Origin of the sequence: Caloranaerobacter ferrireducens, assembly GCF_001730685.1 — a bacterium.
GTDB classification, from domain to species: Bacteria; Bacillota; Clostridia; order Tissierellales; family Thermohalobacteraceae; genus Caloranaerobacter; species Caloranaerobacter ferrireducens.
This window is the reverse complement of the sequence record NZ_MDJR01000001.1, coordinates 166,059-190,448: the sequence shown is the minus strand read 5'-3', so window position 1 is coordinate 190,448 and position 24,390 is coordinate 166,059. Positions and strand designations below refer to the sequence as shown.

Sequence of the window (24,390 nt, the reverse complement as noted above, 5' to 3'; positions counted from 1 at the left end):
CCCGTGGTATGGGCATAGGTCGTAGAGGGCATGGTCCCCGAGGTATGATGAGTAGTGGAGAAAAAGCTAAAGACTTTAAGGGTACCATGAAAAAATTAATGGGACATTTAAATGCTTATAAATATTCCATAATTATTGTCCTAATATTTGCAGTTGCAAGTGCTACCTTTAACATTGTTGGTCCTAAAATTTTAGGAAAAGCTACTACTAAGCTTTTTGAAGGTGTCATGGCTAAAATTGCAGGTACTGGAAATATAGATTTTAATTATATAGGCAGAATAATCGTTATCCTTGTAGGGTTATATTTATTAAGTGCTCTATTTGGATATATTCAAGGATGGATTATGTCTGGTGTAGCAATGAATGTAAGTTATAATTTAAGAAAAAATATATCAGAAAAAATAAATCGCTTACCACTGAAATATTTTGATAAAACAAGTCATGGGGAAGTTTTGTCTCGTGTTACTAATGACGTGGATACTCTAAGTCAGACACTTAATCAAAGCTTGAGTCAAATCATAACATCAATAACAACAGTCATAGGTGTGCTTATCATGATGTTGAGTATAAGTTGGAAAATGACTCTAGTTGTTTTTATAGTAATCCCTATATCAATCATGCTTATAGCATTTATCATCAAGCATTCACAAAAGTTCTTCAAACAGCAGCAAGATTACTTAGGTAATTTAAGTGGGCATATAGAAGAAATGTATGGTGGGCATATAGTTGTAAAAGCATTTAACGGTGAAAAGAAAAGTATTGAAAAATTTAATATTCTAAATAATAGGCTTTATGGAGCAGCATGGAAGGCCCAATTTTTAACCAGTATCATGATGCCTCTTATGAACTTTGTAGGAAATCTTGGATATGTAGTAGTAAGTATTATGGGTGGATACCTAGCAGCCAAGAGAGTTATTGAAGTTGGAGATGTGCAAGCTTTTATACAATATGTTCGTCAGTTCACCCAACCAATATCACGAATAGCTAATATTTCGAATATTCTTCAACAAATGGCTGCTTCAGCTGAACGGGTTTTCGAATTCTTAGAGGAAGAAGAGGAAGTACCAGAAACCTTAACCCCAGTAAAACTACAAGAGGTTAAAGGACAGGTTGAATTTAAGAATGTACGCTTTGGTTATAACCCTGGAAATATAGTTATTAATAACTTCTCTGCTTCCATTAAGCCTGGACAAAAGATCGCCATAGTTGGACCAACTGGAGCAGGAAAAACTACAATAGTTAAGCTGTTAATGAGATTTTACGATATAAATGAAGGTTCTATAATGATTGATGGACATGACATAAGAAATTTTACGCGTCATGACTTGCGCTCAATGTTTGGAATGGTTTTACAAGACACATGGCTATATAATGGTAGTATTATGGAGAATATACGATATGGTCGCTTAAACGCAACTGACGAAGAGGTTATAGCTGCTGCAAAGGCAGCCCACGTAGATAGTTTTGTTCATACTTTACCAAATGGATACAATATGATATTAAATGAAGAAGCAACAAATATATCCCAAGGACAAAAACAATTAATTACAATCGCAAGGGCCATACTGGCAGACCCTAAAATTCTTATTCTCGATGAAGCTACCAGTTTAGTAGATACACGAACAGAAGTACAGATTCAAAAGGCTATGAATAATCTTATGCGAAATAGAACGAGCTTTATTATTGCCCATAGACTTTCTACTATCAGAGATGCTGACCTGATTTTAGTAATGAATCATGGAGACATTGTAGAACAAGGTACTCATAAAGAGCTTCTTGCTAAAGGCGGTTTCTATGCAAACCTTTATAAAAGTCAGTTTGAAGTAGCTTAAGCTAACTAAAAAACTTCTCTAGGTTCTAGAACCTAGAGAAGTTTTTTATCCCTTTAACTTTTTAAGTTCTTTCTCTATATCGAAATATTTCTTTTCCAACTGACCCTTTTCTTCATCACTACAATTCATAAGTTTAAATGAAATATGAGATAGCTCCATTTGAAGTCTAAGTATTTTTTCCTTAATATTAATCCTTTCATTGGATGAAGATTTTAATTTTTTATCTAAATAATAGGAATACCCACCTAAATATCTAGTAATTCCATTGTTTGAAAGCTCCCATATCTCTTCGGCCATTTTATTTATGAAATATCTGTCATGGGATACAAATAAAATTGCCCCTTCATAGTCAAGAAGTGCATCTTCAATTATCTCCTTAGTAGGTATGTCGAGAAAATTAGTAAGCTCATCTAATATTAATAGATTATTTTCTTCCAAAATAAGCTTTAAAAAAGCTACTCTAACTCTTTCACCATAGCTTAGATTTGATATTTTCTTATACACATCATCCCTTCGAAAAAGCATAGAGCCTAACAGTGTTCTAACATAGCTTTCATCATTATTAATACTTTTTAACTCTTGTAAAATTGTGAAATCTAAATTCAATTCCTCAAGTTCCTGGGAAAAATAACCTATTTTAGTGGAAGGAGCTATATATATGTTTCCTTTAAGTTGAACTTTTCCTATTATACCTTTTAACAAAGTACTTTTTCCAACTCCATTTTTTCCTATAAGTCCTATCCTTGAATTTCTATATATATTAAAACTTATATTTTCAAAAATTACTCTATCATAGGATTTTGATAATCCCTCTGCCCTAACTAAAATATTGCTAATTTTATTACTGCTACTTTCTAATTTAATATTTATATTTTTAGGTACTATAGTTTTTTTCTTCTCCTCCATATTTTCAAGTCTTGATATAATTGCTTTAGCTCTTTTAGCTATTTTTGCAGCCTTATGCCTTTGAAAGTCATTTTTGGACATATTGTTGTATTTATTTGCTCGTTCCATATGTTTTCTAGCTGCCTTTTCAAGTTTCCTCTTTTCTTTTACATATTCATCATATTCTCGTCTTGCTTTGTCAAGCTCTACCTGCTTCTGTCTTGCATAAAAGGTATATCCTCCCTTATATTCTTTTATGGTTTTATTCTCCAATTCAAATATTTTAGTAATCGTCTTATCTAAAAAGTATCTATCATGTGTTACTATTAAAACAGCTCCATCGAAATTATTAATAAAGTCTTCTAACCACTCCTTAGTTTGATTATCCATATGATTAGTAGGCTCATCAAGTATAAGTATATCCGGTTTTTTAAGAAGAAGTTTTATAAGATATAATTTAGTTTTTTCACCGCCACTTAAACTCTCAATTTTTTGTTTTTCAATCCCCTTTAGACCAAACTTATTAAGAAGCCTAAGAAAATCTCCATACTTATTCGTTTCGTTCATTAGCTCATAAACGTACATGTAATTGTTGGCAAATAAATTTTGTGGCAGATACCCAAAACTTCCATAGAACTTTATATTTCCAGAGTCTGCTTCTAGCTCTGAAGTAATTATTTTAAGAAGTGTTGTTTTACCCACTCCATTTCTTCCCACTATACCGATTTTATCCTTTCTATATAACTTAAAGGAAATGTCCTTTAATATTTCTTTATATTCAATAGATTTTGATACATTATTTACATCTAATAACAACATATTACCAACTCCTTTACAAAAAATAGCTATAGGGTGTACCCTATAGCTAAAATTCAAAAATATGATATTGCCACCATTCCTAATGTAAAAAGACTACTTTAATATAGAATTAAACAAAAAAAGCCATAGATGTGCATACCCATGGCTTTGATTTCAAATATTCTATGTAAAGATATTGAATGTTACCTCTAATAACAGATAAAACAAGGGGTACCACAAACCTTAACAATGAGCATTTGTATTAACTTTTGATAAAATAATAGGTTTATTTTTTTAATCATTTTACTGTACCTCCTGTATTTAATATAAATATTATATCATATTATTTTTAACAATACCATAAATTGTATTTTTAAAAATAATCACAATTTTCGATGTTAAAGAACGTCAGCCAGTTTTATTGTTTTAATATCGTTTATTCATACCTATTAATATATTCTTTTTCATCATTTGAATACCCTTCTACTGTATTCATCACCATCAATATTACTTCTTGCATTTAGTCTTATTAGATATGTGTTAAGAAGTCTAATGTTATTTTCTTTTGCAAATCTATCTAAAAAAACAAATACCCTACAAACAAATGTAGGGTAATGTTTTCTATCCTCGTTCAAGAAGATACATACATTTTTGTAAACTCTTTATACTCATTGACATTTTAACATTTCTTAACTATGTTTTCTTTTAACAACGCAACTGACTCCACTCTCTTGCCTGTACTCACAAAAGTGATATAACCATTACAATTTAGTATAAAATTTTTTAGTCCAGTAAAACTATTTATCCACAATCAATAAGATTTGAATCATGAAATTCTCTCATTTTGAAAACTTGAAATAAAGAAATATACTTCCCACAGAAATAGCAATCCATAATATTATTTTATATATTAATTGCATTTGAAAAAGATCTAATTTAAATAAAAGAAAGTATGGTAAAGCAACAAATAAAGCTAAAATAGTTAAAAATATATCCTTTTTAATTATAGAATATATTACAAGAAATATTATTAGTGCTATCCAAACATCCATAAAATCATCCTTTCGATTAAACACGTAGGCAATGCACCTATTCTTTTGTCTGCTATTGTTTAATTTTATTATGCTTAGTTTTACGTTTGCAAATTGACTCTGGCAATACATATATTAGTACAATAATTATTGGAAATATTACTGCAAAATATAGTTGTTTATACGTATTTAAATTTTTGTGTATTGCATAAATTTGAATTAATAGTAAAAAACTCATAAGTATAATTAAATTCCCTTTGATATTTTTAAAACATTTTTTATTCTGAATAGGAATTTTCATATATTTATCTATAATATTAGAATACTTTATTAATAAACCATAACTAAAAATACCAATAGTAGCAACTATTACGAAATAAATCATCTATATACACCTCCTAAATGGCCATAATTGTTACATCGATATCTTATATTAAAAATTTCTTTATTCAATTATTCTTAAACTTATGCAATTTTACATCTATTATATAAAAATTCACTTTAAAGTATCAATATGCCAAAAATAATCATCTTTAACTATTTTTTAACGTTCATTATTGTTCTAATCACAAAAAACCCCGCAATTACTTGCGGGAATTTATTTTCTAACTATATTTTCTTTTAATCAACGCAACTGACTCCACATGCATGGTTATTGGGTTTTGGATTAAAAGAAAACACTTTTACATACAATTAAGTAATTTCCTTTAATTTTTTACATCTCTTATTAACTCAATCAAGAGTTTATGACTGTATTGTCTAAAATTAACAATATCCTCACGGGTTGTTGGTTCAATGCCTATGATATATGATCTAATTTTAATGGCTTCTTCTTTACTTATACCTTCTTTATGAGCAACTTTATTCCTTTCTTTACTCAATTCAGATATATTTTCTGCAAAAGGAAAGGTTTCAAAATCTATTTCTTTTAATGGTCTTCCTTGCTTATAAATAATTTCTCCTCTCCTGTTCTTTTTATTTTTTAATCTACAATGTTTTTTAATTGTCTCGCCATTAAATTTACTAGCAAAATAAAATTTAGCTTTATCATAATACTCTTCATCTGTAAGAATATGAGAAACCCATTTTCCTAGTGCAAAATAATCTCTACCATTTAATATCTTCATAATAATATTCGGTACACTTTTGTTTGTTTGATCACAATATTTTTTGAATTCAATAATAAAGTATTTGAACATTTCATTTTCTAAAGCTTTTGTAAGTGGAATAGTAGGAGCTGAATAATCGAATTTTATATTTTCTGTCATTTGATTAGATTCAACTTTATTATCAATAAAATCTCCCATTTTTAATGAATATAAATAAACAATCTCTCCTGTAATCAAAAAATCTCTTGTCTTTGGTTCTAATTTTCCCCATAATCTATCCCCAAATTTTTCCCTTAGATTTTGTTTAGCTTCCTCAACAATAGAGCCGCTTAAATTCTTTGCTTTCTCTATAACCATATCATTTATCTCATTTATAAGGTTTGTTAAAGTTTCATCATTCTCATCAGCCTCGTTTAGTTGATTTAAATATTTTTTTCGTATATCTTGTACACTTAAATATATAGCTTTTGTAATATATGTATTAGCTAAAGTCTCATATTCTTCAACTTTCTCCTCATCAGTAATAAAAATAAAATAACCGCATTTTTTACATATCCTATCGATCTCACTAAGGTTTTTACTTCCATTTGGCATATCTGCAATTATCCTATCATAGTCTACTTTATGGAATCCTTTTAAAGCAAGTAGCTCATTATATATTTCAATAGGTTTTAAATTCTTTATATCTTTATCATTAAATTTTTCCACAAACTCCTTTAATTTTTGAATTTTTTCTCTTGCTTTCTCTTTAGTTATATCTATATCTTCATAAATTCCCAAATACTGTATAATTAATGCTTGTTCAAATTCTCCAGTATTAATTCCTTCTTTTGTCCACTCTAATATTTCACTTAATATTTCGCAAGCTTCATTAAAATCTATATTTAGAATATACTTATACTTTTTTATTACTTCTTTAATTTTTATTGCGCAATATAGTAGTGTATCAATATTCTGACTTTTTTTCCCTATTTTTATAAATAGATCCGGATGAAAAGAAACGTTCCCGTTAAAAATTTCTATTAATTTTTTAATATCTTCTATCATATTGAACTCTAGCATTACATCAATAAGTATTTGTAATAGATTTGAAACTTTAACTCTACTATCATCTCTTAAATAGAGGACTTTTTCATACATCTTAGAAATATAACTTTTATTTTGTTCTATAAATGATTTATATAAGCTTGTTCTATAAATACCAAATTGTGATAATCGTAATAAATCTATATATTTTTGCCATAAAAGTTTTAACAATTTTCTTTTTTCACTTAATGTATAATTTTGCCTAATCTGTTTTACCATCCATTTCGTAAATAAATAGTGATAGAAATCTAATAATATATCACTATAACTAGAATTTATTATTATATCTCTAAGTACTCTCATTGCATCTTTTTTATTACTTAATTTGATTAGTTCTTTATATTTGTATATACGGTAGATTACTATTAGAAGCTCTTTAGATATTCGTTTGCAATATTCTTTTTCATGAATGCCTTCATATAAGTTTAACATTTTTTCTGCAATTTTTTCTATAAATTGATTACGTTCTTGAACAAATTGATTTAATTTAAAGATAGGATCTTCCTCAATAGAAGTATGGTCAAAAAAGTTTCTTATACTCTTTTCTAGTAAATACAAAACTTTTTCGTAATTTTTATTTTTCCAATTATAATAGATGTCTTCAATCAATTCATCTGAATATTGATAAAATACCATATACACTCCCCCTTTTCTAGCTTATTTAATAATCTAACTATTAATATTCACTTATTTTTCTAACTTATATTACTATATCCCCACAATAAAAAACCGATCCCTCATGCATATACCTTGCAGACAAAACAACTACCTTCTCTCCTGTATTTTCGCAAAAGTGCTATAACTATATACAATATATTATTTAGTATAAAATTTTTATTCCAGTAAAATTATTTTAGTCATAATCAATAATATTTGAATTATGAAATTTTCTTATTTCAAAAACTTGGAATAAAGATATATGCTTCCCATAGAAATAGCAATCCATAATATTATTTTATAAATTAATTGCATTTGAAAAAGATCTAATTTAAATAAAAGAAAGTATGGTAAAGCAACAAATAAAGCTAAAATAGTTAAAAATATATCCTTTTTAATTATAGAATATATTACAAGAAATATTATTAGTGCTATCCAAACATCCATAAAATCATCCTTTCGATTAAATAAATGTATAAAAAGGCTAGTTCATAGATCTTAAATATTTATTTATTTTTACTTATTATATCGAAAGTAATCATAAATAAATTCTTTTGCAAATTAATAAATATTTGTAGCATAAGCAGCAGGTCCATCAATTACTTATTTAATTTCAGATTTAACAAGTACTTTAACTACAATTTTCAAAATTGTTTTTGAAATTGCTTTTTTAATACAACAACTAATATGCTTGTTATCGTAAGTAAGAATTTCAGATGTCAATAAAGTACCCATCTTTAAAATAAAATAATACAAACAACAGACAAGAACGGTTTTATTGTCTACTATTACTTTCAATACACCTTTTGCGTTTTTAAAACAAAAAAGCCTGTTAGGTTCTTATCTACCATCTACAAGTTCATATTCACTGCCTATCTCTGTTCTTTCAATATACTTCCATATTATTTTTCCTTTAGCACCCGAATCACTCTCATATTCGATACTTACTTTTAACTCGTTACCTTTACTAACTTTTTTGTCACCTATATACCTAAAATCAACAATATTTCTCTCTCCTTGAATATATGGTATTACACCACAACCATTAAATTTAACCCATACATTCTTTTTTATATTTAAATCTGAATCTAATACGTTCACTAATACCTCTACTTTTACATTTACAGCATGTCCAGCACCAAAATTCTTAATTGATATAACAGGTTTGAACCCATCTAAAACAAATCCTACGGGTTTTAAAAAAGGTTTGGGCGATGAAAATTCTTTAATTAATTTCAGATTTTTGAAATTTAAAAAAAGTAATATTACATTAGAAAGTACTAAAAGTAAGCTAAGAAGTATTTCAGCCCTTTCTTTTATACTCATCACTATTCCCCCTTTACCGTTCTCTAGTTATAGTGTACAATCAAACTGAAATTTAGTAGTTCTTATTATCTTATTTGTAGCCTATTTCAATTTTTTAAGATCTCTTAGTGTAAATTAATTAAGCTTTCTGAATATTATATAAAACTCAAAATTCTATCTAAATTATTTATGTCTGTTTTACATTTTATCTATATAGAATAAGATGCAACTATTACCAGATGGTTACACCCATATTATACCATAATATTTTCAGAATTTTCTAACGCATTTAGTTATAATATCTCCCCAACTGCAACACATGTCCTTATTAAAATAAACTCAATCTCAAAACCATAAGACTATAAATATTATCACCTTATCGGTCCAATATTGTTCCAACCACAAACATTACATTAACCATCATTCCATCCAATCACTACAACTGTACCGTCTGGTTTTAAGTCCACTGTGTGAAAACTTCCTGCAGACACCGCTACGATATCTTTCCAATATATTAAATATTAAATTCCAATACTTTAATAATTTTAGTGATAGCTTTACAAATAAAAAATAAGCCAACCAAGGTTAAGTTACACCCTCAGTAAGCTTATTATTTACTACTTTGTTTCACGTTCAATTCCTTGCTCAACTAATAATAGTCAATCTTTATCAAAATATTTTTTAACAACAAATAAACATCTTTCTTTAAGCTGGTCCAATAATTCCTTCTCTGTTTCACTAGTAGTTAGCCATAAATCTCCATAACGTTCCACAAAAGCCTCAAATAGTATTTGATCATCTTCAGTTGTTTCTATTTCTAGTATCTCTGACATTAACCTCTTATCTTTAACAGCATACATTAATTGGTAAAATAATTCACTTAATCTTTCACCTGCAAACTTTGAAATTTTTTCTTGTGTATAAGGCAAACTTGGAATTATAGAACTAACCTTAATCCTCCTTCTATTCTTACCTCTTCCTGAATAACTTGGTTCTGAAGTATCTTCTATAATTCCTATTTTTATAATATTTTCAGATTTTAGATTGTCTCCTTGAATAGTTGTTGAATATACTTCTATCCCATTTTCTTCAAGAACCTGTTCAAGTTTTTTTAATTGAAAACTCATTACATCATAAATTTTATCCTTCCTTTCACCATTATTTATCTTACTTGGAGCATCAATATTAAATGATTCAAATCTTGCGTCATGTAACAAGTTCACATGAAAACTTACTATAAAACTATAATTTTTCCCCTTAATAAACACATCTTTGTTATTCTTAATAACTCTACTAAATTTTTCACCAATATTTTCATCAAAAATGTCAGTATCCTGTAAAATATACTCCATAAGCAATTATCACCCCTAATAAGTTAGCTATTTATAAACATTTATTGCCAGTTTTGAATGATTTTATACTTTTCTAATATTCATTCAAAGTATTTAAAAACAAAAAAGCCGACAAGGTGAATTAACTCCTTTGTCGACTTATATTTGTTACTTATATTCAATTTCACACTCAACCTTCGTTCCATCCTCACCTTTGTTTTTCTTATTCTTTTCACTTAATTTGCATCACCCTTTGTTCTTACAATATCTCCCTAACCATAACCCCTGTCTTCAAAACAAACTCCACTTCAATCAAAGATACAACTTTTATCTTTTCTACTAATACCCTAAATAATTCTTCATCAAAACTATTTATCAATTCATACTCATTCAGTATTTTCTCAATCTCTCTAACCCTAGAATAATTATTCTTACACTCCATTTCAGTTTTTGTATATGCCAAACGTTGGCTCCTTAAGTTTTCCATCTCCAAAACCAGTCTGTTGTATTCTTCATCATAAATATCACTGTCAATACTGCTTCTAGAATTTAGCCTTATTAGATTCGTTATCTGCTCTCTAAGCTCTGCTAGTCTTGAGTCTATAGTTTTTAATTTTGCTTCATCTTTATTTTCATTTAGCACTTTTTCTATATTGCCCATCATTTTCTTTATAAATCCATCACTATCCTTTATTACCTTGTTAACCACTCTAACAAATGCTGCTTTCAGTTTTTCTTCATCTACTGCTTTCATATTACAAGCTTCAGGACCGTTTTCATCTCTTGTTCTGCAGTTCCAAACATACTTCTTATATTTATTAGTTGGTCCCCAGCGTTTTCTTCTGTATACTGCCCCGCAACTACTACAGATTATCTTCCCTGAGAATGGATACTTACTGCTGTGTTTGGACCTTCTTTCTTTGTCACCAAAACCTCTAAGCTTAGAGCGTCTTTTCATCTCTTTTTGAACAGCTTCAAACATCTCTTTAGTAATTATGGCTGGATGGCTGTTTTCTACATAATATTGAGGTGCTTGTCCTTCATTTTTAACTCTTTTATGGGTTAAAAAGTCTACTGTAATTGTCTTTTGAAGTAGTGCATCACCGCAGTACTTTTCATTCTTAAGCATTTTGGTTATAACCGTTGGATGCCACTTCTTTTTTCCTGTAACAGTTAGTATTCCATCTTTCATAAGCCCTGCTGCAATTTTATCTGCACTTTTACCTTGAAGATATTCTTTAAAAATTCTTCTTACTATTTTAGCCTGTTCTTCATTGATGATAAGCTCTCCATTTTCATCCTTATCATACCCCATAAACTTTTTATGGTTTACCCTGACTTTACCTTGCTGAAAACGTCTTACAATTCCCCACCTGCTGTTTTCACTAATTGAGCGGCTTTCATCTTGGGCCAAAGAACTTAAAATAGTAAGCAGCACTTCTCCCTTTGAATCCATGGTATCTATATTTTCTTTTTCAAAATAAACTCCTATACCTTTTTCTTTTAAAATCCTTACATATTTAAGACAGTCAAGTGTATTTCTTGCAAACCGACTGATAGATTTGGTAATAATCATATCAAACTGACCTGCCATTGCATCTTCAATCATTCTGTTAAACTGAGCTCTATACTTTGTGTTAGTTCCAGTTATCCCTTCGTCGGCATATATTCCTGCATACTCCCAATCCGGTCTTTTTCTAATATAATCCTCATAATAAGTAACCTGCGCCTCATAACTTGATAACTGTTCATCAGTATCTGTACTAACTCTACAGTAAGCACATACTCTTTTCTTTGTTTCTTTAGGTAAACCTTTAATTGCTGCTATAGGTTTGGCAGGAATTATAGATACTTTCTTAACCATTCTTAAACCTCTCTTTCTAAATTTTTCTATATTAAACCATTTTTACCTTTTTTCTTTATGAATTTTTCTTCTAGAACTATTCCATTTTTTAGCTTGAAACATAAATGAGTTGGCGTTTTAACTAACACCCTTTCTACTAGAGTCTTAAAAACTTCATCATCAAAGTCCTTTAGCAAGCCGTCATGTTTCTTTAAATAATTATGAATTTGCTCCGTCTTTATCTTCAGTTCTTCGTTGTTTTGCTTATTAACTAAATTATCTAATTGAATTTTCTTTAACTTATCAAGTTGTTTCTTAAGATCTATATAATCTTTTTCATAATCTTCTGTAGAAATCTTTCCTTGTATTTGAAGTCGAATAAGCCTCTTAATTTCCTCGGTAATGTTTTGTATTTGGGTTTCAATCTCAAAGTTTTTACTGTTTTTATCCTCCAAACCCCTCTCTACATTTTTCAAAAAGCTTGATAAAAACTGTTCTCTATTTGTATAAAATCTATTAAAAACTCTAACAAAGACTGCCTTTAAAGTCATATCATCAACAGCCTTCATGCTACAAGCATTTTTTCCTTCCTTTATATAAGTGCTGCACTGCCAGACAATTTGTCTGCTTGGTGATTTACTGTTCCAAGTTCTTCTTTTAAATACTCCTCCGCAGTTACTGCAGATGATCTTTCCACTGAAAACATATCTTTTATTGTATTTATGCCTAACTTCAGGAATATTCCCATATTCAGCAGCTCTTTTAGCCATTATTTCCTGTACTCTTTCATATTCTTCTTTTGAAATGATTGGCTCATGATGATTTTTAACTAAATATTTCGGACTTTCACCTTTATTTCGTTTTCTCTTATGAGTAAGATAATCAATGGTTATCGTCTTTTGCAAAACTAAATCACCATAGTATTTTTCATTACTAAGAATTCCTTTAATAGTACTTTCCTGCCACTTCTCTTTTCCCGTTATTGTTTTTATTCCATCCCTCTCAAGACCCTTTTTTATTTCTTTCATACTCTTCCCATTAGTGTATTCCCTATAAATCCTTTTTACAATTTCAGCTTCCTGTGGATTTATTACAAGTTCACCCTCATCATTTAAGTCGTATCCTAAGAACCTTTTAGTGCAAACTCTAATCTTACCTTCTTTAAATCTCTTCTGAACTGCCCATTTAATGTTCTCTGACATATTCCTTGACTCATCTTGAGCAATAGAACTTAATACGCTGAGTATTAACTCACTTTCAGCCCCCATTGTATTAATATTTTCTCTTTCAAAATAAACGCCTACATTAAGACTACTTAAATATCTAACTACTTCTAAACAATCTGCCGTATTTCTAGCAAATCTTGAAATGGACTTTGTAATAATTAAATCAATTTTCCCTCTCTCACAATCTTTAATCATCTTATTAAACTCTGTTCTTTTAGCTGCTGTAGTACCTGATATTCCCTGGTCTGCATATACTCCTGCAAATTCCCATTCTGCTTTACTTTTAATATATCTTTCATAGTATGAAATCTGGGTTTCAAAGGATTCAACCTGTTTACTACTGCCTGTACTTACTCTACAGTAGGCGCATACTTTAAGCTTAGATTTGTTAAGTTCTATATCGTGAAAGCCAAGATTCTTTGCTGCAATTTTCCTTACCTTTTTCAAGTATTTAACCTCCCTTCCTTTAAGGTAGTAGTATATTACCTCTACACCCAGCTCAAAGCAAGTGATTTACGGTGTGGGAACATTTGAAAAAGAACAAAAAAATTGAAGGCCTAAACCTTTATAGTTTAAGCCTTCATTTAATTGAGTTATAAAGTTCTAGAAGACATATACTCAATTAATTGCTATCTTAAATTCAATTTTTTCACCAATACCTTATGGTACCTAACTTATTTTCTTTAAAATAACATTTAACCAACGTTCATTTTCTCTGCCTTTTCTAGCATCTCTAGAAATATATAATTTTTCTATTACCAAATTATCTATATCTTTAACAACATCTTTAAAGGCTAATTCATCATAACAATTAAAATATCTCCCATCCTTTTCATATTCCTTATTACCATATTTGAAAGATAAATAAAAAACTCCATTTTCTTTAAGGTAAGATGTATATTTTTTTAGTATACTTCTCATATCTTTTTTTCTTACATGGAGTAACGAAGAACAAGCCCATAACCCATCAAATTTTTCGTCCGTATCAAATTCTTCAAAAGTGCTTTTTATAACTTTTGTTCCAATTAAACTACTGCTCATTTTTACCATTTCATCAGAGGCATCAAAAGCTAATACTTCATATCCTCTACTCATAAAATAAAGACTATCCCTTCCTGAACCACACCCTATATCAAGTATCTTAGAATTTTTTTTCAAATATTTTTCAAATTCATTATAATGTAACGTCATATCAACATTAACAGTATTCTCAAAAAATTCTCTGCAATTAACATCATAGTATTCTATTGTTTTATTTATCATCGGTTTAGCCCCCTTATAATGCTTTTATAAAATTCATCCGTACTAGGATTATATCCCTTTATTCCTTCCCAAGTATAAGGTATAACTATTTTAGCATCTTGATATACTTTTTCAATATATGCTTTCCTTTGTTTTTGTGTCTTTCCTAACATTTTTATCAGTTTATTTTTTATTGGATGGTTGCTAGCAATAAAATGCTCATTTCTAAGTATTAGTTTATCAATATAAATTCTATTTGGCAAAGCATCACTTTTTTGCATGTTACAAAATTCATGAGCCAATACAAGATTCCAAATTTCATCGTGATAAACAAATTGTCTAGGTATTACATGGTCAACATGTATTTGAGAATTAAGCATTGTCTCCCCACAATAAAAACATTTTCCCTTCTGATATCCATTAAGAACAGGTATAGTATTGGTAATGTTTCTCCTTTTATAACCTTTTGAAAGATATATTTTCCTTATATTATTTTCAAGCTCAGAACTTTCTCTTTTCATTTGAAAGGCTGCTTCTAGTAAACTCCATCTAGAATCTACCTCTTTCATTAATTCTTCTTTTTCTTTACTTGATAGCAACTGATGAATATTATCAGATAAAATTAATTTATTTTTATCATATTCATAAAATTTGAGCTCAATTTTCTCTCCATTAAATACATGAAAAGCTCTTAGAACATCTTTAAATGCATTGTTTTTAACAAAATAAATAGCCTCTGTTCTAGTTACCGAACCAGCATTATACATAGATACTATTTGCTCCATTACAGTAGTCCTACCTGCCATTCCAAGTTGCGGCATTCCATTTTTAAGTCTGTTTAAATATAAATCAAAGAATACTTCAGCTAATTCAATCATTTTTACTTCAGTTTTTTTCTTATCTACAAAATGATCAAGGCATTTTGCAAAAGCCATTTTATAAGTTGCTGTATTCAAACCATATAGTATTAGTGCTCTCCAATAATCTTTACTAGTAAAATTATTCATTATATTCTCCCCCACAGCATAATTCTTAAATAATTATATCATGTGGGAACATATTGGTGTATATATTGGCAATCAAATCATTAATAGATTAATTTTTAATAATTGTTCTATAAACATCCCAAGAGTTAATATGTTTGTAATTCTGATTTTTGTTAACATGCATAGTGTTGTAATCTAAAAAAAGTCAAAAAAATAAGGCCCCCATATTACCCATTCAAAGCTCTATTTATTAAAGGTCTTTTTATTTTCTGCATCGATCCTGTGAAATTCTTCTTCATTTATCAATTTCTTTTCTAAAATCTCTTTTAATAAAGCTCTACTCATTACATACTCAAGTGTTTCTTCATTCATCCTATCTACCTTCTTTCTTATTAATAAATTTTGCTACTCTCTCAATTAATACAGCAGCATATTCACCATTTACCATTTTTCCTTTAACCGCATTTTTAAGCCAATACTTAGGTGAATTAATAATTCCTTTTTTATTCAAAATTCCTAAAGCTTCTTTAAATTTATTCTTTGAATTTTTACTCAGTTCTTTTTTGAAATTATGCCATCTTTCCCAGTTATTTTTACTCATACTCCTCGGACATATCTTTCTGCTGGCATCATAATGTCTTACAACTCTTTCTAAAGGTATGTCATACTTTTCCATAAGATACTTAACTAAATCTATTGTATTTTGTACTGCCTTATCATAATTTCCATCTTCATTAATACAAATTTCTACACCTATAGAGTTGTGGTTTGTAATTCGGTATTTTCCTTTTCCATCCCCGCAGTGCCATGAAGCATTATGATCCTCAACAAGCTGCAAAATCTCTTTATCATCTACAAAATAATGTGCTGAAGCCCTTCTGTTTCCACTATTAAAATATCTGTAATGGGCATAAGCATCTGCACCTTTTCTTTTATTCCCTGTATCGTGAATTACAATATACTTTATGTCATTTCCCAGGGAATAATTGCACTTTATTAATTTTTTTGTCACACTAAGCATCACATTCACCTATCTTATTTGGTATTTTTTATTTATCATTCTTTAGTTCATCAAATATTACTTTAAGCTTCTCTGGTATTGGAAGTCCCATTTTTGAAGCGTTTTCTATAATGCTTATTCCTTCATTAGAAAGATAGAAAAAAATAACGGCTGTGCGAACTGCACTACCGTTTTGTATAATGTATGAATCAATGCTATGACCTATAGCTACCATGGTAAAAATTAATACCTTTTTAAATATTCCTTTAAACCCAACCTCACTTGAAATCTTCTTTTCTAAAATTGCTACCATTAAACCAGTAATATAGTCAATAACTACAAATAAGATAAGGGCATATAAAAAGCCGTCAAGCCCTCCCAGAAACCACCCGAGATAACCGCCAACGGCTGTAAAACCTATCTGCATTGTATTTATTATGTTTTTCATTTATAATTACCTCCCATTCATTAATATACATCATTAGCATAATCAACTAAATCAATTTCAAACATATACTGTATCTTCATAGTATTTGCATCGGTTTTTTCTACTGGATTTGCAAGTTTTGTATGAGCTCCACAGGGTTTTGATGTTGCTGTTTGATAGATTGCAAAAGTATAGGAACTATAGCTAGAGCCTGAGTAATAATCTCTATAGTACATAATCCATTTATCTGTACCTATTATATTACAAACTCCATAATCACTATTATCACTACCCCATAGTCCCTTATATGGCTTTAACAAGTTACCTTCCGGGGTTATAGCTTGATAAAAGCTGCTTCCACCATTTGTTCCATAATAATAAAGATATATTCTATTCTTAGTTCTTGCTGTTAAAGAACTTAAATAACACCTTCTTTCTATGTTTTCGCTATCCATTCCTTTTGAAGCAAACCATAAAGAGCTTCCTATTTTAGGTTTAAGATTCATTTCACTATCTTTAGTACAGTCGAGGTTTAATCTTATTACTTTATTCGAGTAAATATATTCTCCAGTTACTTCATCTGTTCTTCTGTGATAGCCGTAAAGCTCTATTTTCTCCCCCCAGTAAACAGGCTTAACACTAACACTTTTTACTATAAAATCTGAATTATATTCATCTTGAAATGTAGTTGATATATTAGTTATTTCATAAAACTCTTGCTGAACCCCAACACTACTCCATTTATAAACCTTTAATGAGCCACTGCTGCTTGTAGTAAAATACCAGCCAATTATATAATCTATTTCCCCTGCTTCATTTAATATTGGAAAAGCTCCACTTATGTCAGAAGAAGTAATAGGCTCTCCGCTATCATTTAAAAGCTTGATTGCATTATTCCAATCTGCAAAACCCCTTATGTTGTAGTTGAATGGTACTATAAGTTGGTATCCTTTTAAGTGTTCAGGAAAAGCAAAGTAGGTAGAATTTATTGCACTGCTGTATGACCCATTAAAGCAAACATAACCTTTATTATAGTCTGTATATATTGTATATTTAGCTGCACTTCCGTGCATAAAATAATAAATGCTCCAGTATATATCTTGGGTATCATTATCACTTCTTGCATATATTTTCCCATCGCCAGATTGACCCCTTCCAACAATAGGTGGGCCTATATGGAAATAATCTAGATTATTAGGATCATCTCCCCAATATATGCTTTCGAAGGTTCCGTTTGCAGCATGGGTTGGAAAGTCAAATACAAAGTTTAATCTGATTTTTCCGTTATTAATCTCAAGAGTTGTTTCAGTTTTGTTAATTGTCCCTTTCTTTGTATCTGTCCCTGAATAAGGTGAATTTCTATCTGCATAACCTATTATATTTCCAGATATTTTTTCAGAACTAGCACTTTCAGGTTTTGTTGAATCTGTAAGATATATATAACTGAATAAATCCTCTAATCTATCAATATAACTACTATCTATTCCCATCACATCTCCTGAGAAAAATCTTAAAAAGAGTTCTTTAAAAACAATATCTGGAATGATATTTTCTGTATAGGCCTCCTTTACTTTTTTATTTGTTTTCGCATCAAAAAGCTCAATTAGTACTTTGCCTTTTATTCCTGTGTCTTTTTTCTTCTTTTTATCTGTATGCACTTCTCCTGTTAAATAATCTTTACTATAGCTTATAACTTCTCTTACAGCCATAGCACACCTCCTTTAAATAGTAATATCTAAAGGAGTAGTATAGTTTATTCTTACTCCCTTAAATTTACATTCATCTGTTTCTTCTCCTTTATAAAAGCGAAATGCTAAATACAGCTCATCCCCTGCGTGAAATATTTCTCCAAAATGGATATCTGTTACTGCATTAAAGTCATCCTTCCTCATTCCTTTTGCTGCAAAATCTGTATCATTCGTAATGTCTACAACTTGCCAAACCATATTTGTAGTATCAAAAGCGTACCATGTGTTTTTATCTTTGCTTATGGCGTACTGCAAATCACTAGTTCCACTAACAAAGTCATCAATATCAATTGAACTAATTGTTTGTCCCAGTATTCTTCCTGTGTTTTCTACTACTATTTTAGGAAGACTCTTTACTGTTTCAATTAGCTTAAGATAAAAGTTTTCAGGGCTACTTACTACTTCATCTTCATTTGTAAAGTAATAGATTTTAGGCTGAGAATCAACAAGACCTTGTTTACTGACTTCTAGTGACTCCATTCCATAGTTTAGAAATATCTCATCTGTTAGTTTATCCGGCGTTAAATCCACTAGTTCCTGAGTCTGCTGATCAATTATTTGAACTACCTCATACTGCTGATTTGTTTCATTCCAAACTTTTAACACTCCTTCATCTTCTATAAAATAACGACTTTCCCCAATATTTAAAATTAGATTGTCTATATAGGCTCTATCATCACCACTACTCACAGAACCATCTTTATAATATTTCCAATGAAAGGTGTGTTCTTCTTTAGTTAATGATTTTGAAAACTTATTCCACCCTGAAGTTCCCGATTGTCTAATTTCTCTATTACCGTCAATATAAAATTCAAAATAATCATAACCACTTTCAGAACTGACATACCAATAAAATTCGATATAATCTGTAATAATTGTTAAATAGGCATTAGATTGCTGGTTGTGAGAAATATCTTTACTTGTATAAGAATAACTTCCATCGTAAGCCCTTTGGGTAGTTCTTTCCCAATCTCCTGTAAAATTAAATATCAATGTTTCATTTTCAAAGGTTTCTATTTTAGGCATTTATTTTAGACACCACCTATTTGATTAAACTTCCGTTAACTGAACTTCAAAACTTGTTAATTCTCTATATAGTGTTGGATCTGAAAATCGAACAGTAAACATAGCACCTGTCCCAAGCACTGAGCCTAACTCTCCTTCCGTAGTTGGCTTTAGTTCTTTAATAGTAATATAATTATCTTCTTCCCAATTTCCATCTCCCATATCTTTTAGCTCTTTAAAGTGTTTCACCCATCCATCTGAAATAAGATTTAAATAAAAGTTTTCATCAGCAATTTGACTAATCCCCATAATCTGCATTGTTATATCTATATCAGTATTTAAGTTTGTTGGACCTTTATTTAATGCTTCGCTATAGCTTATCTGCTGTAAATTCTGCAATTTATTTTCTAATAGATTATTAATATTTACTTCAGTTTTTAAATTGTCTTTGATACTCTGTATCTTATTTAAAAACAATGCATATAGCACAAACTGCATGACTTCTGCCCTCGGTAGACTTGGATTTAATCCACCTTCTAAGTGCCTTCCTTCTATCATTACTTGCAGGTTGTTTTTATCAATATTAAATGTACCTGTTGAAGTTTCCATTTCCACTACAAATGCATGCTGACCTAAAGTTACTTGAGGAATAGGAATAGTTAAATTAATTACATTTTCACCACTAGATAAATTTTGACTAGGCTGAAATTCATAGTACTGTCCATCTAATGAAAATTTCATAAAAAGTGTAAGGTCTGTTGAAGCACTGCCGTTGATGATTAGATTACAGGTTAAGTTAGTATCTGCTAAAGCCGAAATTCCTACGGCGATTGATTGATAAAAGGAAGTTGAACTTATTGCCAGTACCTCACTGTTCTTTTTAATAATAACAGCATTCTGACTTCCTTCAATTTTGCTTTCCAACCTTTCTATAATACTCGTAAAATCTAATTTGTTTATTATTGTATTAAGTGGATTCCCAAGTTCTATTTTAGTATTTATAGGTTTTAACAGATCCTTAACAATTCTAATGACTCTAAGTTCTGAATAGATTCCTAATTTTTCATGTTCAACACTTACTATATCCCCAAGTTTTAACTCAAATAAATTTGCGTATTTTTCATATTCTTTCGTTTTGCTGAGTTCTAAAAAATCAACTGTAATATTAATGAAAGGATTTGAAATCTTTTTCATATATTCTTTAGCTAAATCCCTAAGCTGCTCTACATCTTTAATGCCTGAAAACTCGACTTTTCTTGTAATTGGGTATGGAAGAAGATCTGTTATACTGCTGTCAGCTTCTACATATCTTTCAGGAAGAACTAAATTGTTCTCTCCAATGGGGTATATCCTTGTAGCAAATTCATTTGTATCAATAATAGCCCTTAATCCCTTAATATTCTTACCGTATTTTACTGTGATATTTTTCGTTTCCCCCAGCTTTTCTACTATTTGAACCTCAAAGTTATTTCGTTTTAACTCCCCACCATATATTTCAATGAGTTTAAAAATAGCTTCAAGCCCATTTACATTCCTCATTTTCACAGGATATATATTCTTTTCAGGTGCTGTAAATTCAAATACTACTTGGGCTTCAGGTGGCATAGTGCCTTCTACAGCTTCTTTCATGTTAGCATTTAAAAGATTTACTGCTTCTATAAAGTAAAAAGCAAGGTCGTAAAATATATGCCTTGCCCAAACCTTTATCTTTCTTATGTTTCCCTGCTCCCTTTCAATCTTATATATTCTAAAGAGCTGATTATCTGCTTTTATAATATTGAATTCTATAAGAAAATTTGCTTTTTTAGAATTTGCAGGATACTCAAGGTATAAACTGTATTCTCCATTAAGTTCTTCCGTTATTTCAGCGGTTATACATTCATCTAAAACTGCTAAACCGTTATTATCAAAATTCCCCTTTGTTGTTTTCTTATCATAAATGCAAATCATTAAAGCCACCGCCAGTTAGGTAGTATTTCTATTCTTTCTACATTTCCTGTCCACTCAATAAGGTTTTGTCCCGGCGCAAGTTTTGGAAATTTCCCTATCATCTTTGAGTTTAAATTGTTTAAATTATCATCGTAGCAATCCTCAATTTCACAGTTTAAAATAATTTTGTTATTAACATCAGTTAGTTCTATCTCTTCACTATTTACTATAAGGTTTATATTTCCTGTTCCATAAATACTAATAACCGGAAGACTCTCTATTGATCCAGGATTAGAAATATTACTTCCACTTTCTGTAATTGTAAGTAGGTTATTTAAAGCAGCGTATTTAAATGGTCTGCAGTTAAAAATAATAGGAAATCTTGAAGTGTATTTAAATATCTGCTCGAAATCAATAGCGTTTACTACTTGAGCAATATATTTTTTATCCGGCTGAAAGCTGAAAATCAATTCACTTTCTCCTGCATTAAACAGCCATGATTTAATTCCATCAATTTTTTCATTTAAACTGTTTTCTGATTTTATTACACATTCAACAGCAATAGTAATATCTTCAAAGGTACCTTCATCATATCTTAATCTTGAGTGTCTTCCAGGAATATCTATATAACTTACTCTACGCTTTGGAGAAGGAATAGTTGGTCTTTTTGCAATCAGTATTCCAAAGTCTAAATAACTATCTTTTCCATTAAAATCAAAGCTCAGCACTATACACCACCCCTTCCCACTGCAATTCTCTGTCTGTAGAATTCAAGCTCATAAGCTAACTGTTCTATATCTTTATCTGTGTTATTAATAAAGTTATCTATGTGAAGGGTAATTCCTCCAAAGTCTGCAGTGCCTTTCACTTTTTCAAGGGCTCTTGCTAAGATATCATCTAATCTATCAATTGGTAGAACTGCTTCTGCACCTGCTTCCCCTACTCCGATAATGCTTGGCCTATTAAAAATACCACCACTTGCATACCAATTAACACTCAGCTTAGGTACACTTGGAGGTGCTAAACTAAATTCACCTTTTAATTTAAAGTGAGGAAGTTTAATTTTAGGAATTTTAATCTTTGGAAGGCGTAGATTCCTGAAAAAGTTGAAAATTTGATTAAGCCCATTCTTTACAGCAGCTTTTGCTGAATTAATTGAATTTGATATAGATGTTTTAATACATTCCCACTTAGCAACTGTACTATCCTTTAATTTTTCCCATGTTTCTGAAACTGCATTCTTTAAAACCCCGGCTTTTTCTTTTATAATATCCCAGTTTTTATATAGCAAAACACCTATTGCAATTACAGCAGTAATGGCGGCTATTGCTATCCCAACAGGCCCGGTTAAAGCCGTGAAGGCTGCTCCTAAAGCTCCACCTGCAGCACCAAGAGCTGTAGAAATTGACCCTATAGTAGAAAAAAGTGTCCCTCCAACTGATATGAGCTTCCCAATAACCGTTAAAACTGGGCCAATGGCTGCTGCTACAAGGGCTAATTTCAAAATCATATCCTGCTGGGCTGGAGAAAGGGCATTAAACTTTTCAATGATACTGGTTATTCCTTGTATTAATTTTTGAATGGCTGGCATTGCACCTTCTATGGCATCAAGAAGTTTTTTTCCAAGAGGTTCTAAAGAAACAGCCATTTTGTTTTTAAGTACTACAAACTTATCTGCTACCGTTTCTGTATCCTTTGCTGCTTTTTCTATAGTTTCAGGACTGTTTTTTATGCTTGTAAGTAACTCATCAAGGTTAAGCCTTCCTTCCCTAATGGCTGCTGCCATATCTGGACCTGCCCTTGCACCAAACATCTCTAGAGCCATGGCATTAGCTTCTCCAGCTGTGCCTACTTCTTTAATGCGGGTAATCATTTCCTGAAGGGCCTTATTTGGATCACTTATGCCTTCCTTAGCCATTTTACCAAGGGCAATTCTAAGAGAACCTAATACAAGTTCTGTATTTACCCCTTCCTTTTCAAACTTACCAAGCATAGCTGCTGAAGTCTTCCAGTCAAATCCCATCTGTCTTAGTGGTCCACCAAATTGAGTCATTAGTTTCTGCAGTTTTCCTACTCCAATGCCTGTACTTTGGCTTACTTTATAGGTGTAATCAAGAGCCTCTGCATAATCCTCTACACCAATACCGGCATCTTGAAACATTCTAGTTGCTGCAGGGATAAGGGTATTTATATCCTCTTTAGTAATTTTAGCGAGCTTCAGCATTTGAAGGGAGAGCTTTTGCAGTGGCTTACCTGAAAGGCCTGTTCTTGTGTTAAGGTCAGCAATGGCTCTGCTGGTATCTTCCATACTGGTATTAAACGAAGTATAGACTACTTTGAAATCTTCTTTAAGTCCCTTTAGTACTTCCCCTGTCGCTCCTGTACCAATACGAATAGTATTTTGAGCTGTTTCAAAATCATTAGCCAGCTTTACAAGGCCTGTTCCTGCAGCAACAATAGGGGTTGTTACAGACATAGACAATTTTTTGCCAATATTTGAAAAGCCATCTCCTATGTTTTTCATTTTACTGCCTATGCCTTCAAGACTTTTACCAAGCTTTGTAAACCTGCTACTTTGAACCTTAATTTCTCTATTTATTTGATTAAGTTCATTCTCCATTTTGTTCATTTCTGCTATTGCATAATTAAGCCTTATCCTAAGATTCTCTGTAGCCTTGGCATCTGCACCTTTTTTCTCTACACTTTCTTGATAACTTCTTGTAAGTGCTTTAACCTTAGCCTTTTGAAGCTCCATCTGCTTGTTTAAACTATCTGCCTTAAGCTTTAATCCATCAGTAGATTTTCCAAAGTCTCCAAGTTTTGAACTAGCTGCTGCAAATTCACTTCTAACTACCTTTAGACTTCTCTGTATTCTGGCTACACCTTCTTGAAAACCCCTATCATCAAGTCCTATTCTTGCAACTACTGCACTGCCACTGCTTCTTGCCAT

At 30.5% G+C, this 24,390-nt stretch carries 20 protein-coding genes; 1 reads left to right on the top strand and 19 read right to left on the bottom strand.

What is annotated here, in order from left to right; genetic code table 11:
- Window positions 1-8: 8 nt before the first annotated feature.
- Window positions 9-1,832 carry an ABC transporter ATP-binding protein gene (locus BFN48_RS00935; protein ID WP_242863187.1) on the top strand — a complete coding sequence of 608 codons (1,824 nt, stop codon included), beginning with the start codon at window positions 9-11 and terminating at the stop codon, window positions 1,830-1,832.
- A gap of 45 nt (window positions 1,833-1,877) precedes the next feature.
- On the opposite strand, the gene abc-f is transcribed toward BFN48_RS00935, so the two are convergent.
- From abc-f to BFN48_RS00845, 19 genes are all read right to left on the bottom strand, one after another.
- Window positions 1,878-3,536, bottom strand: coding sequence for a ribosomal protection-like ABC-F family protein (gene abc-f / locus BFN48_RS00930; protein WP_069649007.1), 1,659 nt, complete (start codon window positions 3,534-3,536; stop codon window positions 1,878-1,880).
- A 446-nt stretch (window positions 3,537-3,982) separates the two neighbouring features.
- Complete coding sequence (locus BFN48_RS12310) at window positions 3,983-4,150, bottom strand: hypothetical protein (protein ID WP_176718786.1); 168 nt, start codon at window positions 4,148-4,150, stop codon at window positions 3,983-3,985.
- A 469-nt stretch (window positions 4,151-4,619) separates the two neighbouring features.
- Window positions 4,620-4,931 carry a hypothetical protein gene (locus BFN48_RS00920; RefSeq protein ID WP_069649005.1) on the bottom strand — a complete coding sequence of 104 codons (312 nt, stop codon included), beginning with the start codon at window positions 4,929-4,931 and terminating at the stop codon, window positions 4,620-4,622.
- Window positions 4,932-5,253: 322 nt separating this feature from the next.
- The gene (locus BFN48_RS00915; protein WP_069649004.1) at window positions 5,254-7,377 is read right to left on the bottom strand and encodes a hypothetical protein; all 2,124 of its coding nucleotides are present in this window, start codon (window positions 7,375-7,377) and stop codon (window positions 5,254-5,256) included.
- Window positions 7,378-8,238: 861 nt separating this feature from the next.
- Complete coding sequence (locus tag BFN48_RS00905) at window positions 8,239-8,724, bottom strand: hypothetical protein (RefSeq protein WP_069649002.1); 486 nt, start codon at window positions 8,722-8,724, stop codon at window positions 8,239-8,241.
- A gap of 392 nt (window positions 8,725-9,116) precedes the next feature.
- Complete coding sequence (locus BFN48_RS12885) at window positions 9,117-9,194, bottom strand: hypothetical protein (protein WP_423230235.1); 78 nt, start codon at window positions 9,192-9,194, stop codon at window positions 9,117-9,119.
- Between the two features lie 168 nt (window positions 9,195-9,362).
- The gene (locus BFN48_RS00900; protein ID WP_083238793.1) at window positions 9,363-10,055 is read right to left on the bottom strand and encodes a hypothetical protein; all 693 of its coding nucleotides are present in this window, start codon (window positions 10,053-10,055) and stop codon (window positions 9,363-9,365) included.
- A gap of 238 nt (window positions 10,056-10,293) precedes the next feature.
- Window positions 10,294-11,898, bottom strand: coding sequence for a recombinase family protein (locus BFN48_RS00895; protein WP_069649000.1), 1,605 nt, complete (start codon window positions 11,896-11,898; stop codon window positions 10,294-10,296).
- A 26-nt stretch (window positions 11,899-11,924) separates the two neighbouring features.
- Complete coding sequence (locus tag BFN48_RS00890) at window positions 11,925-13,550, bottom strand: recombinase family protein (RefSeq protein WP_069648999.1); 1,626 nt, start codon at window positions 13,548-13,550, stop codon at window positions 11,925-11,927.
- A 222-nt stretch (window positions 13,551-13,772) separates the two neighbouring features.
- Window positions 13,773-14,366, bottom strand: coding sequence for a class I SAM-dependent methyltransferase (locus tag BFN48_RS00885; RefSeq protein ID WP_069648998.1), 594 nt, complete (start codon window positions 14,364-14,366; stop codon window positions 13,773-13,775).
- The gene (locus BFN48_RS00880; RefSeq protein ID WP_069648997.1) at window positions 14,363-15,352 is read right to left on the bottom strand and encodes an HNH endonuclease; all 990 of its coding nucleotides are present in this window, start codon (window positions 15,350-15,352) and stop codon (window positions 14,363-14,365) included. The genes BFN48_RS00885 and BFN48_RS00880 overlap by 4 nt, the downstream gene beginning before the upstream one ends.
- Before the next feature lie 222 nt (window positions 15,353-15,574).
- A complete protein-coding gene (locus tag BFN48_RS12535) occupies window positions 15,575-15,703 on the bottom strand; it encodes an SHOCT domain-containing protein (RefSeq protein ID WP_207644678.1) in 129 nt (42 codons plus the stop codon).
- Between the two features lies 1 nt (window position 15,704).
- On the bottom strand, window positions 15,705-16,343 hold the full coding sequence (locus tag BFN48_RS00875; RefSeq protein ID WP_278287279.1) for a peptidoglycan recognition protein family protein: 639 nt from the start codon (window positions 16,341-16,343) through the stop codon (window positions 15,705-15,707).
- 37 nt (window positions 16,344-16,380) lie between these two features.
- Window positions 16,381-16,779 carry a phage holin family protein gene (locus BFN48_RS00870; protein WP_069648995.1) on the bottom strand — a complete coding sequence of 133 codons (399 nt, stop codon included), beginning with the start codon at window positions 16,777-16,779 and terminating at the stop codon, window positions 16,381-16,383.
- A gap of 20 nt (window positions 16,780-16,799) precedes the next feature.
- Window positions 16,800-18,467 (bottom strand): hypothetical protein, encoded by a 1,668-nt coding sequence (locus tag BFN48_RS00865; protein WP_069648994.1) that lies wholly within the window; start codon window positions 18,465-18,467, stop codon window positions 16,800-16,802.
- A 12-nt stretch (window positions 18,468-18,479) separates the two neighbouring features.
- Complete coding sequence (locus BFN48_RS00860; protein WP_069648993.1) at window positions 18,480-19,532, bottom strand: hypothetical protein; 1,053 nt, start codon at window positions 19,530-19,532, stop codon at window positions 18,480-18,482.
- 24 nt (window positions 19,533-19,556) lie between these two features.
- The gene (locus BFN48_RS00855) at window positions 19,557-21,461 is read right to left on the bottom strand and encodes a phage tail spike protein (protein ID WP_069648992.1); all 1,905 of its coding nucleotides are present in this window, start codon (window positions 21,459-21,461) and stop codon (window positions 19,557-19,559) included.
- Window positions 21,461-22,168 (bottom strand): distal tail protein Dit, encoded by a 708-nt coding sequence (locus tag BFN48_RS00850; protein ID WP_069648991.1) that lies wholly within the window; start codon window positions 22,166-22,168, stop codon window positions 21,461-21,463. Before BFN48_RS00850 ends, BFN48_RS00855 begins: the two co-directional genes overlap by 1 nt.
- Window positions 22,168-24,390 (bottom strand): phage tail tape measure protein, encoded by a 2,223-nt coding sequence (locus BFN48_RS00845; RefSeq protein WP_069648990.1) that lies wholly within the window; start codon window positions 24,388-24,390, stop codon window positions 22,168-22,170. The genes BFN48_RS00850 and BFN48_RS00845 overlap by 1 nt, the downstream gene beginning before the upstream one ends.

Coding starts and splice junctions, on each gene's coding strand:
- BFN48_RS00865 (WP_069648994.1), bottom strand. CDS start 18,467: ATGGCTGTAAGAGAAGTTATAAGCTATAGTAAAGATTATTTAACAGGA.
- BFN48_RS00885 (WP_069648998.1), bottom strand. CDS start 14,366: ATGATAAATAAAACAATAGAATACTATGATGTTAATTGCAGAGAATTT.
- BFN48_RS00915 (WP_069649004.1), bottom strand. CDS start 7,377: ATGGTATTTTATCAATATTCAGATGAATTGATTGAAGACATCTATTAT.
- BFN48_RS12535 (WP_207644678.1), bottom strand. CDS start 15,703: ATGAATGAAGAAACACTTGAGTATGTAATGAGTAGAGCTTTATTAAAA.
- BFN48_RS00905 (WP_069649002.1), bottom strand. CDS start 8,724: ATGAGTATAAAAGAAAGGGCTGAAATACTTCTTAGCTTACTTTTAGTA.
- BFN48_RS00870 (WP_069648995.1), bottom strand. CDS start 16,779: ATGAAAAACATAATAAATACAATGCAGATAGGTTTTACAGCCGTTGGC.
- abc-f (WP_069649007.1), bottom strand. CDS start 3,536: ATGTTGTTATTAGATGTAAATAATGTATCAAAATCTATTGAATATAAA.
- BFN48_RS00880 (WP_069648997.1), bottom strand. CDS start 15,352: ATGAATAATTTTACTAGTAAAGATTATTGGAGAGCACTAATACTATAT.
- BFN48_RS00845 (WP_069648990.1), bottom strand. CDS start 24,390: ATGGCAAGAAGCAGTGGCAGTGCAGTAGTTGCAAGAATAGGACTTGAT.
- BFN48_RS00920 (WP_069649005.1), bottom strand. CDS start 4,931: ATGATTTATTTCGTAATAGTTGCTACTATTGGTATTTTTAGTTATGGT.
- BFN48_RS00900 (WP_083238793.1), bottom strand. CDS start 10,055: ATGGAGTATATTTTACAGGATACTGACATTTTTGATGAAAATATTGGT.
- BFN48_RS00935 (WP_242863187.1), top strand. CDS start 9: ATGGGCATAGGTCGTAGAGGGCATGGTCCCCGAGGTATGATGAGTAGT.
- BFN48_RS00855 (WP_069648992.1), bottom strand. CDS start 21,461: ATGATTTGCATTTATGATAAGAAAACAACAAAGGGGAATTTTGATAAT.
- BFN48_RS00895 (WP_069649000.1), bottom strand. CDS start 11,898: ATGGTTAAGAAAGTATCTATAATTCCTGCCAAACCTATAGCAGCAATT.
- BFN48_RS00860 (WP_069648993.1), bottom strand. CDS start 19,532: ATGCCTAAAATAGAAACCTTTGAAAATGAAACATTGATATTTAATTTT.